The organism is Paraburkholderia sp. BR10923, assembly GCF_040948765.1.
In the GTDB taxonomy this organism is placed as follows: domain Bacteria; phylum Pseudomonadota; class Gammaproteobacteria; order Burkholderiales; family Burkholderiaceae; genus Paraburkholderia; species Paraburkholderia youngii.
Map to the genome: position 1 here is coordinate 336,061 of NZ_JBFPKO010000002.1, position 12,765 is coordinate 348,825.

The 12,765-nt window shown below is 60.3% G+C and carries 10 protein-coding genes and 2 pseudogenes; 9 read left to right on the top strand and 3 right to left on the bottom strand.

Annotation, left to right across the window (positions count from 1 at the left end; genetic code table 11):
• Window positions 1–7: 7 nt before the first annotated feature.
• From AB3X94_RS05005 to AB3X94_RS05045, 9 genes and pseudogenes are all read left to right on the top strand, one after another.
• Window positions 8–1,255, top strand: coding sequence for a CaiB/BaiF CoA-transferase family protein (locus tag AB3X94_RS05005; protein WP_176107108.1), 1,248 nt, complete (start codon window positions 8–10; stop codon window positions 1,253–1,255).
• Window positions 1,252–2,835 (top strand): alpha/beta fold hydrolase, encoded by a 1,584-nt coding sequence (locus AB3X94_RS05010; protein WP_368610921.1) that lies wholly within the window; start codon window positions 1,252–1,254, stop codon window positions 2,833–2,835. The genes AB3X94_RS05005 and AB3X94_RS05010 overlap by 4 nt, the downstream gene beginning before the upstream one ends.
• Complete coding sequence (locus AB3X94_RS05015; protein ID WP_368610922.1) at window positions 2,823–3,476, top strand: SRPBCC family protein; 654 nt, start codon at window positions 2,823–2,825, stop codon at window positions 3,474–3,476. Before AB3X94_RS05010 ends, AB3X94_RS05015 begins: the two co-directional genes overlap by 13 nt.
• Complete coding sequence (locus AB3X94_RS05020; protein WP_368610923.1) at window positions 3,440–4,912, top strand: MFS transporter; 1,473 nt, start codon at window positions 3,440–3,442, stop codon at window positions 4,910–4,912. Before AB3X94_RS05015 ends, AB3X94_RS05020 begins: the two co-directional genes overlap by 37 nt.
• Window positions 4,913–4,928: 16 nt before the next feature.
• A pseudogene (locus AB3X94_RS05025) lies at window positions 4,929–5,237 on the top strand (transposase); the annotation flags it as partial.
• A 265-nt stretch (window positions 5,238–5,502) separates the two neighbouring features.
• Window positions 5,503–6,648, top strand: a complete 1,146-nt coding sequence (locus tag AB3X94_RS05030) for a porin (protein WP_176107112.1) — start codon at window positions 5,503–5,505, stop codon at window positions 6,646–6,648.
• Window positions 6,649–6,676: 28 nt separating this feature from the next.
• Window positions 6,677–7,060 (top strand): BON domain-containing protein, encoded by a 384-nt coding sequence (locus AB3X94_RS05035; RefSeq protein WP_368610924.1) that lies wholly within the window; start codon window positions 6,677–6,679, stop codon window positions 7,058–7,060.
• A gap of 49 nt (window positions 7,061–7,109) precedes the next feature.
• Window positions 7,110–8,153, top strand: coding sequence for an XdhC family protein (locus tag AB3X94_RS05040; RefSeq protein ID WP_368611025.1), 1,044 nt, complete (start codon window positions 7,110–7,112; stop codon window positions 8,151–8,153).
• 721 nt (window positions 8,154–8,874) lie between these two features.
• Window positions 8,875–9,114: pseudogene (locus AB3X94_RS05045) on the top strand (flavin reductase); the annotation flags it as partial.
• Between the two features lie 144 nt (window positions 9,115–9,258).
• Here the strand turns inward: AB3X94_RS05045 and AB3X94_RS05050 are convergent.
• The 3 genes from AB3X94_RS05050 to AB3X94_RS05060 form a co-directional block, all read right to left on the bottom strand.
• The gene (locus AB3X94_RS05050) at window positions 9,259–10,908 is read right to left on the bottom strand and encodes an NRAMP family divalent metal transporter (RefSeq protein ID WP_176107115.1); all 1,650 of its coding nucleotides are present in this window, start codon (window positions 10,906–10,908) and stop codon (window positions 9,259–9,261) included.
• 46 nt (window positions 10,909–10,954) lie between these two features.
• A complete protein-coding gene (locus tag AB3X94_RS05055) occupies window positions 10,955–11,095 on the bottom strand; it encodes a hypothetical protein (RefSeq protein WP_176107116.1) in 141 nt (46 codons plus the stop codon).
• 711 nt (window positions 11,096–11,806) lie between these two features.
• Window positions 11,807–12,187 (bottom strand): BON domain-containing protein, encoded by a 381-nt coding sequence (locus AB3X94_RS05060; RefSeq protein ID WP_176107117.1) that lies wholly within the window; start codon window positions 12,185–12,187, stop codon window positions 11,807–11,809.
• Window positions 12,188–12,765: the final 578 nt, after the last annotated feature.

Genomic DNA, 12,765 nt, shown 5'->3' on the forward strand with positions numbered 1-12,765 from the left:
TAACGATATGGACTCTGGAAAAACTGGTCCGCTGAGCGGTGTGAGGGTTTTAGACCTCACGCAGTTCCTGTCGGGCCCCTTCGGAACGCAAATCCTCGGTGATCTCGGCGCTGAGATCGTCAAAATCGAGCCGCCGGGGGGCGAGCTCGCGCGCGGCGTGCCGCCCCATTTCGTCGAGGGGGACAGCGCCTACTATCTCGCGGTCAATCGCAACAAGAAGAGTGTTGTCATCGACCTCAAGACGGAGAAGGGAGCCGAACTCGTTCGGGAGCTGGCCGCGCATTTCGATGTTCTTGTAGAAAACAATCGCCCGGGGGTGATGGAGCGACTCGGACTTGGTGAGGCGGAGCTTCGCGCGCGTAATCCACGGCTCGTCTATTGCAGTATCAGCGGGTTCGGACAGACGGGTCCGGACAGGGATCTACCCGCTTATGACATGATCGTGCAGGCGATGTCGGGGGGCATGAGTCTGACCGGGGAACCCGGCAGTGCGCCCGTTCGCGCCGGCATTCCGATTGGCGACCTGGCGGCCGGCATGTACGGCGTGATGGGAATTCTCGCTGCGCTGGTCGAGCGCCAGACTTCTGGCGCAGGACGGTTCGTCGATGTGTCGATGCTCGACGCGCAAATCGCGATGCTTTGTTATCAAGGTGCCTATTACCTGATGTCTGGCGAAGTACCGGAACCGCAGGGACGAGGCCACGATTCGATACCGACCTACCGCGCTTTCGAATGTGGCGACGGTGTTTCACTGGTCGTGACCGCCAACACGGAACGCATGTGGGCGGACCTGTGCAAGGCCATTGGTTTGCCACACCTTGTACACGACCCGCGATTCAAGGATTCGGCCACACGGCTCGTGAACAAGGTGGCGCTATGGGAAATACTGGAGGCGCGCTTCCGTGACGAACCGGCGCAGAGTTGGCTCGATTCGCTGAATTCGGCCTCAATTCCGGCCGCACTGGTCAAAACAGTCGATAAAGCACTGAATGCCTCTCAGGTCGCGCATCGAGACATGATCGTCGAGCTTCGCAGTCGAGCGGGATCTTATGTGCGCGTGCCCGGCAATCCAATCAAGTTTGATGATCCGGGGCGTACCGATGCGAGTTACCCGCCCCATCTGGGGGAGCACACGAGCATCGTACTCCGGGAGTACATCGGCCTTGATGCCGAGGCATTGAGGACACTTCAGAATCAGGGGGTTGTTCGGCAGTTTGTACCGGGCATGCCATCACCCGGCGTGAAATCACGATGAACGAGGAGATCGGCATGCATGAAAATCTTCTGCTGAAGATGAAGGGTAATGTTCTGCATATCACCCTGAGCAGTGCTGACGGCAAAAACGAGTTAGATGACTCGATGATGGGAGCGCTCACGCAGGTGATCAGCGATCCTCCCGAGAGCACCGTGGCCATTGTTTTGTCCGGGGAGGGCGAGAACTTCTGTGGAGGGCGGGCCGCATCGCCACCGCCGGCGCTTTCCCCAACGGAAGATCCACGCCCCGCAATCAAGGCACGGGGTGCGGCGCCCATTCTCGCACTCTACGAGGCAATCCGTTCGAGTGCGGTACCTGTTGCCTGCTTCGTCAAAGGGCTCGCTTCGGGTATGGGTTGCGCAATCGTTGCAGCGAGCGACTATGCGGTCGCCGAAATGCGCAGCCAGTTCGAGGCCGATGAACTCGCGAAGCAGTTTGCTCCTGCACTGCTGATGTCCGTTCTCGTCGCGCGTGTCCATGTCAAAGCGATTTCGCGGCTGGTTCTAACGGGCCAGCCCATCGACGCAGCGACCGCCTTGGACTTTGGGCTCATCGGCGAAATGGTCGCTCCTTGGGAACTGGACAAAGCGCTGGACGATTTCATTGCCTTCATGAACAGCCGGGCTCCGCAGGCATTACGCGGAGTCAAGACTTTCCTGCGCGAGTCGCCCGGTCTGCATTCGCCAAAGCTTGCCACGCTTGCTGCCGACGTTCTGGCGGAATCGATTGCGGCACGCCTCGACGTGACAGCGCCGTTCGTGCCGTCCCACGAGAAGCGGTCTCTGACCGTCGACGGCGAACGCATTGCCTATATTGACGTCGGCAATGGGCCCGCGGTCGTTTTGCTGCATAGTCTCGGCACATCGAGCGCGCTGTGGGACGACGTTCTGCCCGCACTCACCGCGAAATATAGAGTCGTTGCAATAGATGCCCGAGGTCATGGCGACTCGACGAAGCGAAGCGCGTGGAATGCGGACGCGGTCGCCAACGACGTCGTCGCAGTGGCGGAGGCCATTGGTCTCGATTGTTTTGGCCTGGTGGGTATCTCGATGGGGGGACTGACTGCGGTACGCGTTGCCTCGAAGTTGGGTCGACGCGTTGCTGTGATGGTCTTGTCGAGCGCTTACGCGGGCGTTTCGGGACCCGCGGTGGAAAAGCGGCTCGCCGCAGCCGAAGGGATGCTGAAAAAACTGCCTATGCATCTTTTTGCGCGCATGTACGTGGAGCAGACCCTCCACAGGAACACCGCGTATCCGAAGCGGGAACGACTCGCCCAGCAGATTGCGGCTATGGCTTCAACGGATTATCTGGAAATCTTGCGCGCCATTTGCACGGATGACGTGTCCGGACTTTTGCGCGACATCGAGGTGCCGACGCTCGTGCTGAGCGCCGAACTCGACATGAGCATACCCAGAGCCGTATCGGCGAAGTTGGCACAGGGAATCCGGGGCGCGAAGGAACGAACGCTGGGCGCTGCCGCGCACCTCTCATGTGTCGATACGCCCGATGCTTACGCGGAAGTCTTATTAGGGTTGTTTGAGAAATACACGGACGAAGGTGGGGAAGTATGGAAATCGTAAATCGCTTTTCGGTCGACTCGACTATCGAGAACACCTGGAAGGCACTACTCGACGTGCCGCTGGTCGTGTCCTGCTTTCCCGGGGCGACGCTGACCGACACACTCGGCAAGGATTCGTATAAGGGGCTGATTCGCATCAAGCTGGGTCCAATCGCGATGGAATTCTCGGGCATGGTTACCTTGAGCGCTCCGTTGGGCGACGCGTATACGGCGACCGTTGAGGCCGCCTGGCAGGAGACCAAAAACCGCGGATCGGCCACTACGGTGACCACGTTTTCTCTATCGCGACTCGGTGACGTCGCCGGCACTCAGGTCGACGTCCACACCACTGTGAAGATGGCGGGGCAGGTGGCGCAGTATGGCCGCGGGGTTGGAATCATCAACGCCGTATCGGAACAGATGGTCCGTCAATTCGCTGAAAATTTGCTGAAAAAACTCGCGGATCGTCCGGCTGCAATAGCGGCGTCCTTAGCCGGCGCGGACGCGTTCGCCTCAACGTCCACTGGAGAAAGAGAACCCGTGGCGGCAAGACGCAGCGACAACACTGCGGGCTCAACGAACGAGATTTCCGTGCTCGGCCTGGTGTGGGCAACGGTGGTTGCAAAATGCAGGCAGTGGTTTGCCAGCGCGCATTCATCATAGTTCTCTTCGTTGATTTTTCTGTTCAATTTGGCCCGGTTGGAAAAAGGCAGCAGCTTCTACTGAGCCTTGCGATGCACGGCACACGATGGCATCGAAGTGCGGGCGAGTGCTTCGATAATTATAAGCAGTACAACGAAGGAGATGAGCAGATGGAGACGAACTCGACTACGTTCGAGTCGACAGACCGTAGGAGCAATTTCGGTGCTTCTGTCGTGGGCAAGGCAGCCTGGATTGTCCTTGCGTCCGCGTTTATAGGGTGGATGTTCGATGCGATGGATCTCTACCTTTTCACCATGATCATGGTGCCGGCCCTTCACGACCTGCTCGGGCCTTCACAAGGCAGCGCCCTGCAGATCGGAGCGCTCATTGTCGGCGCGAAACTGGTTTGCTGGGGCATCGGCGGCATTCTGTTTGGCGTCCTGGCCGACCGATTTGGGCGAGCTCGAGTCATGCTCGGCACGATGCTGATCTACTCGGTATTCACGGCGGCCGGTGCCTTGGCGCAGGACTGGCATCAACTCCTCGCGTTTCAGATGCTGGCGGGTTTTGGAATAGGGGGTGAATGGGCCGCTGGCGCCGCGCTTGTCGTGGAGACCTGGCCGGAAAAACACAGGGCGAAGGCTGTCCAGGTCATGCAGGTTGCCAATGTGGTAGGGCTGATTGCCGCGTCCGCGATTGCGATCCTTCTGTCAGGTGCTGGATGGCGTTGGGTGCTCGGCGTGGGGGCGGTACCGGCAATCGCGAGCCTGGGCCTGCGGTTCATCACACCGGAATCGGCTAGTTGGGAGCAGTCGCGTGCGGCCGAAATTCGTCACGCAGGTCCGAGAATGGGCTCGATTTCCGAGATATTCGGCCGTCAATTGCGTCGTCGGACCGTGGTGGGCACGCTCATCGCCTCGGCAATGATGATCGGTAGCTGGGGGGCATCCATCCTATTTCCCGCATTGCTGAGAGAGTTCTTCCCATCCGCCGGCAACCCGGAATTCACCAGGCAGACCGGCATCGCGTTCATGGCGACCAACGTCGGCGCGGTACTTGGATTCGCTTCGATTCTGCTCCTCGTCACTTTAATACCGCGTATCTCCAGACGGGCCGTCTATGCGGTGTTTTGCGCAGGCGCCTGGATTGCAGGCGTTGCACTTTTTGGCGGTGCGAAAACACTGGGGACGTTTTATGTCGCGATGCTTGGGTTCGGCTTTTTCGGATTGGGCGGGTTTGGGATAGTCGCGCTGTACCTGACGGAGCTTTATCCGCTCCATGTTCGCGCCACGGGCCAGGGCTTCGCCTGGAATATGGCACGTCTGTTCACCGCGCTTGGACCGTTGATCGTGTCGTCTGCGTCGGCAAATCTGGGATTTCGTGTGGTGGGAATCGCTCTCGCAACCGTATTCGGAATCGGACTGGCCGCTATATTTTTTGGCCCGGAAACTGGCTGAAAAAACGCCAGCATGTTTTCGCTCGGGGCGCGAGGTCGCCGCATTCCTGGGCCTGGTGCCCCGACAAAGCGGCACGGGAGGCCGCGTGAAGCTCCTGCGCATCACCAAACGAGGCGATGTCTACTTGCGAACCTTACTGATCCACGGCGCACGCTCAGTGCTCACCCATTCGAAGCACCTGAGCGACTCGCTGCAACGTTCGCTCGCCCGACGACCCTTCAACGTAGCGGTCGTCGCACTGGCCAACAAGATGGCACGCACGATCTGGGCGCTACTTGCCCACGCTCGTACGTATCAACCCGACTACGTGGCGCATGCCACATAGAACATCAACTCACTAAGGAGACTGGTCGCTAATAGGTTGCGCAGGTTGAGATACATGTGATGGCAAAACAGGTAGGACCGCGGGAAAGCAAACCTGAATCTTGTCCTTCGAGGGCACAGAGGAGTTGAGCCCTTCCCCGGCAGATTCCATCAGGGCCAGCGGACCGCCATCCGCGTCACAGGCGGGATATAAGTCTGCATCCTCATCCTGTCCGCCGCACACCAAATATCACCTGACAAACCGGGAGGCGTCCATATAAGACAACATGAATTTGAAAGTGATCGTCGCGTCGACGCTCGTTGCTTGGGCGGTCACGGCACACGCGCAATCATCTGTGACGCTGTATGGCGCCATCGACACCGGATTGCTGTATCAAAGCGCGAATGCGCCTAATTTCCAGTCGAAAGTGAATCTCGGGCACGTGTACGAACTCAAGGACGCGGGGATTTTCACCAGTTTCTGGGGGCTCAAGGGTACCGAAGACATCGGAGGCGGCTACAAGGTCAACTTCAGGCTCCAGGGAGCATTTACCAGCACCAATGGAAGGTTCGGGCTGTCCGACACGCCAGGCTCCGCCGCAATCTTCAGCCAGCAATCGACGTTGGGCGTCTCCGGTCCTTTCGGCTCGATCGACGCGGGCCGTCAGTTCGTGCCGATGATATTTGCGATGGCCGACACTGACGTACGGAGTGCTCAATTCTTCGGCAGTATCCTCACCGCGTGGCTTGGCATGAATCAGGCTGCAGGCTGGCAAGGCACCAGTACAAACGGAGCGATCGGTGCGTTGTACGACTCCAACGCGATTGTTTATCAGTCGCCGAAGTTTCACGGTATATCGCTTGGTCTCGAATACGCGCCGGGTGGTGTCGCTGGTCAATTCCAGGGCGGCACGCGCGAGTCGGCAGTGCTCCGGTATTCGAACTACGGTCTGAACCTCTCGGCTGTCTACTATAACGGCCACGACACCAATCCGTTCACGACGACGGCCACCGGCGGGATCATCACGGCGCCACCCACGGGGCTCAATAACAACCGTTTCTACTATTTCGGCGCGATGTACACGTTCCACGATCTGTCAGTGTCGACGTCATACAGCATCGGCAGGAATCCGGCGAACAGTGGTCAGAACGACTTCGAGATGATTTCCGGGGGGCTCGGCTACAAGTTCACGCCTTCCCTCAAGGTCACCTCGGGCTTCTATTACCTCAAGGATCGCAACGTTTCATCCAATCAATCGGATTCGTACGCGGTGGGTGCCGAATACAGTTTGTCCAGGACCACCATCGCCTATGTACAGATTGGCCATGTCAATAACCGGGGCAAGATGAGCCAGACGATCGCCTATGGCGCGCCGGTTCCCGAGGGTACTTCAAGCACCGCGGCGATGCTCGGCATCCGCCACGCGTTCTGATTTCACGCCGGCCGAACTGGAGCATTCGATGAAGACAAGCAGGGCACTAAAGATCGCTGTTGGGATACTGGTCGGATCAACATCCATGCACGTCTGGGCGCAGGCCAGCGAGAGCGAAGCGCGTAGCGTGTCGAAAGGCACCGTGACCGAAGCTTCCGGGGGCATGACCGCGCCGATCAACCCGAAAGACAATTTTGCGCTGCGCCGCAGGGTCTATGCAGCGATCGCGCAGCACAAGGAGATCAACGCCGGCAACATCAGCGTGGTCGTGAAGCGTGGCGTGGTGACGCTCGACGGGACGGTGGCGGATGCCTCCCAGGTCGGCGAGGCCACGGAGATCACGAAAGGAGTTCCTGGCGTGACGTCCGTGACCAACAGGCTGACGGTCAAAAAGCCGTTCGGCAGTCAGTAGGCGCGCGTGCATGACGGTGTTTGACCACGTACCGAAGGAAAATGTGAGCATGAACAGTGTCGATTTTGAGGTGCTGGAAGCTACGATGCGCTGGCTCGATGCAGGCCACCGCATGCTGCTCGTGACGGTGGTGAAGACTTGGGGTTCGTCGCCTCGCCCGGAGGGGGCGATGCTTGTCCTGCGCGACGATGGTCAAGTGGTGGGCTCTATTTCGGGCGGCTGCATCGAAGATGACCTCATCGACCAGGTGCGTCGGTGCGGCGTCGCGCAAAGGACACCGGAAGTGGTTGAATATGGCGTGAGCGCCGAAGAGGCGCGTCGCTTCGGGTTGCCTTGCGGAGGGACGATGCAGCTCGTGCTTGAGCCGATTACGCAGCAAAGCGGCATGCAGACCCTGCACGAAGCGCTCAGTCGCGGCGAACTGGTGGCGCGCACGCTAGACATGGCAACCGGTGCTGTCACACTTGGTCCAGCGAGCACGACTGATGGCGTGTACTTCAACGAGACGCGTCTGACGACGATTCACGGGCCCCGCTACCGTATGCTCGTTATTGGCGCGGGGCAGCTCTCGCGTTACTTATGCCAGGTCGCGATAGGACTCGATTATCAGGTGGTGGTGTGCGACCCGCGCGAGGAGTACGTGCACACATGGGATGTGCCCGGCACGACGCTCGTGCGCACGATGCCCGACGATACGGTCCTGGATATGAAACTCGACGAACGCAGTGCGATGATTACACTTACGCACGATCCAAAGCTCGATGATCTCGCGCTGATGGAAGCGCTGAAGACACCCGCGTTTTACGTCGGCGCGCTTGGCTCGCGGCGCAACAATGCTGCGCGGCGAGAGCGGCTTAAAGAGTTCGATCTGAGCGACGCACAGCTTGCACGATTGCGCGGTCCGGCCGGAATCTATATCGGTAGCCGCACGCCACCCGAAATCGCGATATCGATTCTCGCTGAAGTGACGGCGGCGAAGAACAGCGTGTTGCTACCGGCAATCCTCAGGGTCGAGCGTGGCAAGACGGAAAAAGAAGTCACGAATGACACAGCAATAAATGCGGGGCATCTCACATGGTTGGATGATGCCTGACTTCCCGGTGTACAGCCACGAGGCGGCCGAGCGCAGCTTCCCCGCATGATTTCACGCAGTTCGGAAAGGTCGGTCTGGGAATGGCCAGCCGCTGTCACCGCGGACAGGTCGCATCTTTTTTGTGCTGCGATAGGAGCCGGAAGCAATGAGGGCGATGGCCCTAAGGTGAGGTTTTTCGGGAGCAAAAGGCTCCCGCTTCACCCGGACCGAGCAATTGCCGCGAGTATGAAGCCTCGAATGCGGGGTTGATCTCCTGGAATTCCTCACCTTTGCGAACCCGCGTCGTTCTCCTGACTCCTGGAAATCCTCACCACCCCTGGAAGATCTCACCTTAGCAGGCTCGCTTCGACTTTTAGCCCTGCATTCCAGCGTACTTTTCTCGCACTGAACGCCGACACGCTCCGCGCTGGCTGCTCCGAAACGCCGCTATTCACCACAATGCTGAAGCCAGCGAAGCGCGTTTCGCGCGCTTCGACGCGTCTCCTCTCCATCGCCATTCCGACGCACACGGCGCGAGCCGTCGCAAATCACGCCCGCCGCTCCCGTAAATCCTCACCGTAGCGCCACCTCCTGGAACTCCTCACCGTTCGCGAGTCGCCCGATGCGGCCCTGGCCCATGCACGCCGCTCATATGACCATTTTGGGCCCAATATGACCGCGTTTATCGCCGCTCATATCGTGCAGCCATGTCGTCCGGATGTGATTCCGGGCACGCCGGGCACATTTTGCGGGCATGACCGGTCTTTCGATGGAGGATCGCTTCAAGCTGCCCGTATGGGATCAGGGCGAAAACGATGTGCCGGTGCTGCGCGGCGCGCTAGCGAGCTTGCAGGGGAAGATCGTCGAAGCGAAGGAAGTCGGCTCGCACTCGGTCATCTTCATGGAGACCACGCAGATTCGCGTGCGCGCCGATGGCGACAGTCTGATTTACTTCGACCGGGATTTTCACCGGGTCCCGCGCGTGGAAGGGGCAATGAGTTCAATGAGTTGTTCGAAGCGCTGCCGGCCGGCTCAGGCTCCGGCAGCGTTTGCATTGTCGCTCCGGACGTGGCTCCCGTAAAACCTCACCATTGCCCGGACCTCCTGGAACTCCTCACCTTTCGCACTACTTCAGCAGCGCCATTTGCACGACCTTGACGATCACGAGCGCGATCGCGAGCAGCAGATAGCCCCGCAGCACGCCCATCCATACGCGTTTGGCGAGCGTCAGGCGCGGCGGCGGCAGTTCGTCGAGCGGCGGCATGCGCCATGTGTTGCGCGCTTCTTTCGTATAGACCGAAGCCGGCTCGGCTGCGGCGGATTCGCCGCGCAGTTTGCGAAGCCCGATGCTCGCCGCATACCCGACGACCGCGAGCAACGTGCCACCCGCCAGTACTTCGATGATCGTTTCCGCGGCGATGTCCGGATAGATCACCGACGCGGTCAGGATGATCGACAGCATCACGAGCACCCAGATCACTGAGCCGGTAAACAGATTGAGCTTCTTCGAGTTGGTCCACGGACCGAGCACCGCGCGGTCGTTGCACAGCAGCAGCAGGAACACGGTCGCGCTCGGCAGCAGCACGCCGGCGAGCGTTTGCACCGCTTCGGTCAGCAGACCCAGCGGGCTGCCCGGAATCAGCACCAATACCGCGGCGGCTGCGACGATCGCGAAGTACACGACGTAGAAGCCCTTCGCGTCCGACACGCTACGGTGCAGCGAATGACGGATCTTGAACACGTCGCCGATCGCATAGGCGGTCGATAGCGACACGGCCGCCGCGCCGATCACGCAGGCGTCGAACAGCGCGATCGCGAACAGCACCGCCGAGGTCCGTCCCGCGTATCTCTCCAGACCGGCGATCACACCGCCCGCGTCCGTGAAGTTGCCGAAGCCGGGCCGGCCGTCGAACAGCGCCGCGCTGAACGAGATCATCGCGACTGCACCGATCAGCACGAACACGATGCCGATCCACAGGTCGGCTTTTTCGTAGTTCATGAAGCGCGGCGTGATGCGCTTGTCGACCACATAGCTCTGCTGGAAGAACAGCTGCCAGGGAGCGACCGTCGTACCGACGATGCCGATCACGAGCAGCATCACGTCGGACAGCTTCGAATGCGCGGGCCAGTTCGGAATGAAGAAGTCGCGCGCGATCTGGCCGACCGGCGGATGAATCGACACGAGCACCGGCACGAGCAGCAGGCTCAACACGCACAGCGCGACCGCGAAGCGCTCGAAGCGGCGGAAGTCGCCGGTGCTGACGGCGGCCATCGTCAGCGCGGCGGCGATGCACACGCCCGCGATCTTCGAGACGCCGAAGAAGTCGAGCACGAACGTGATGCCGATGAATTCCGTCACGATGGTCAGCGCGTTCAGCAGGAACAGATCGACGACGCTGAACGCGCCCCAGAACTTGCCGAAGCGCTCGAAAATGAGCCGCGCGTGGCCCACGCCCGTGACCGCGCCGAGCCGCAACACCATCTCCTGATTGACGAACAGCACCGGCACCAGCAACAGCATGGTCCACAGCAACGTGGTGCCGTAGTTCTGGCCGGCCTGCGTGTAGGTGCCGAATGCGCCCGCGTCGTTGTCGCCGACCATCACGATCAGACCGGGGCCGAGGATCGCGAGCAGCGTGCGCACGCGCGCCCACCAGCTGGTGCGCGGTGCGATGTCATGGTGAGCGATCGTGCCGAGCGCGCCCTTGATATCGCCTACGTGTGCCGAATCGAGCACGGCGCTGCGCGCGGAGGAAATGTTCGTCGGAGTAGACATGTCGTTCTCTCCCGGTTGTAGTTGTCGGAGGTCGGGTCGCGAAACGCTATGCCACGCGCGACATCACGCGACGGCAGAAGGCGATGAACGGACGCGATTCGCGCGGGTGCAGCACGAGCAGAGCGTCGTAAAACGCGCGCGATTCCTGTACGCGCGGGAACTTCGAAAGAAGGAGGCCGAATTGCATTGGGTATCTCCGTGCGCCGGTTTCGACGCGCTGGTGGAAAGCCAGCAGACACGGAGGCCGCGTATGTCCGGGCGCGGCGGTAGAGGTCTACTCGCTTTCCTCAGTTAATAGAACAGGGAAGCGGCATAAGGGATAACTGTCACTGCCAGGCATGGCGGCTCCTTGCTGGCGTGTAGCGTGTATGAGCGATTGATACGTTCGCTAAGCACGTTGCTACACACGTGTTTATCCACGCGTTCGCGCGCATTGCGTTGAACTGACTGCGTTGACTGACAACGCGCGCGCGAACGCGACCGCAAGCACGAGGCTCGCGATGCGACGCCGTATCAGCGCAGGGACGCGTTTGAACGCGGCGTTCCTGTCATGCGGAGACGACGTTACGTTAGGTGCACGGGAAAAGACTGTGGCGCGCACCGTCTGCCTGCTGGCAAGACGGCGGCTGATGAAGAGAGCGCGGACGTCCTGCCGGTCAGGCAGCGAAACTGTTCGAAAGTCGGCTACTGCAGGTGTCCAAGGCGTGAGCCCCATTGGTGATGATTCTTGAATTCTAGGGTTCGGTTTCCGCCGAGGTCAACCTGTTTCTCGAGCAGAGCGGAGAAAATGTGCGGCGCGCAACGCCGCGCATTGTGAACGACGTGCGGATCGACGCCGATAGAGGGGGAAGGTCGAACAGGCGGCATCGATCCATCCGGCCGATGCCGCCACACAGGCTTACTGATTGGCGCGCCGTCGCACCGTCAGCCGGTTATGCACGCTTCTGACGCCGCGAACCGATCGCGCCGCGTTGCCGGCTCGCCCGATTTGCGATTCCCGCGGAACCGTGCCGCTCAGCGTGACGATGGCGTGGCGCGATTCGACACGGATGTTCGCCGAATTGAGGTTCGTGGTGCGCGTGAAAGCGCGGCGGACGTCGCGAACGATCGCGCTGTCGGACCGGTTAGCGTGCCGGTTCGAGGCCGCTGGGGCCGGCTGGCTTTGCATCGACGCATCGTTCGGCATCTCGCGCGTCTGTGCGTTCGCATAGGTCGCGCAAGTCGCGATGGCCATCGCGACCATTGCGCCGAGGATTCTTCTCGCGCCGTTTGTTTTCATTCTTCCTCCTTTGCCGGTTTGCCAGGAACTGCCGTTCGAGCCGCGTGTTGCCAGCGTGGAAGAGGCGACGCAACGCACTGCCGCCTCGCGACGAGTAATCGACCGTCGGCTCCGATTATATTCTGCGGCGCAGGCGTCGATATCGATAGGTGAGAAGATTCGGGAGCGGCCGAGGTGAGAATATGCGCACCTGTACGCGCACTTCAAAACTAAAGGTGAGGGTATTCGGGAGTCGCCTCGACGGTGCGATAAGTTGCGAATGGCTTCTTGAGAAGCATGGTTCCGGTCGGAAGCGCAATGCGGTGAGGCCGTCTCGCAGGAAGCCGGCGATGGCTCACGTCGGTTACTGGTTGTGCCTGATCGAATGATCGTGGCGGGTGCGGCACGCGAAAGGTGAGAACCTTCGGGAGTCGCGCGGCGGCGGCTCTTTTGCAACTAACCGGCCGTGCCAAAAGCGAAATAAGCCGTGCGGCAAGCAGCGTGCGGCAGTGCACGTATTTTGCCTATCAGCCATAGGTGAGGAGATTCGGGAGTCAAAACGCGTCTCACGCAGTCGCCAATCATTGCATCCATCGCGT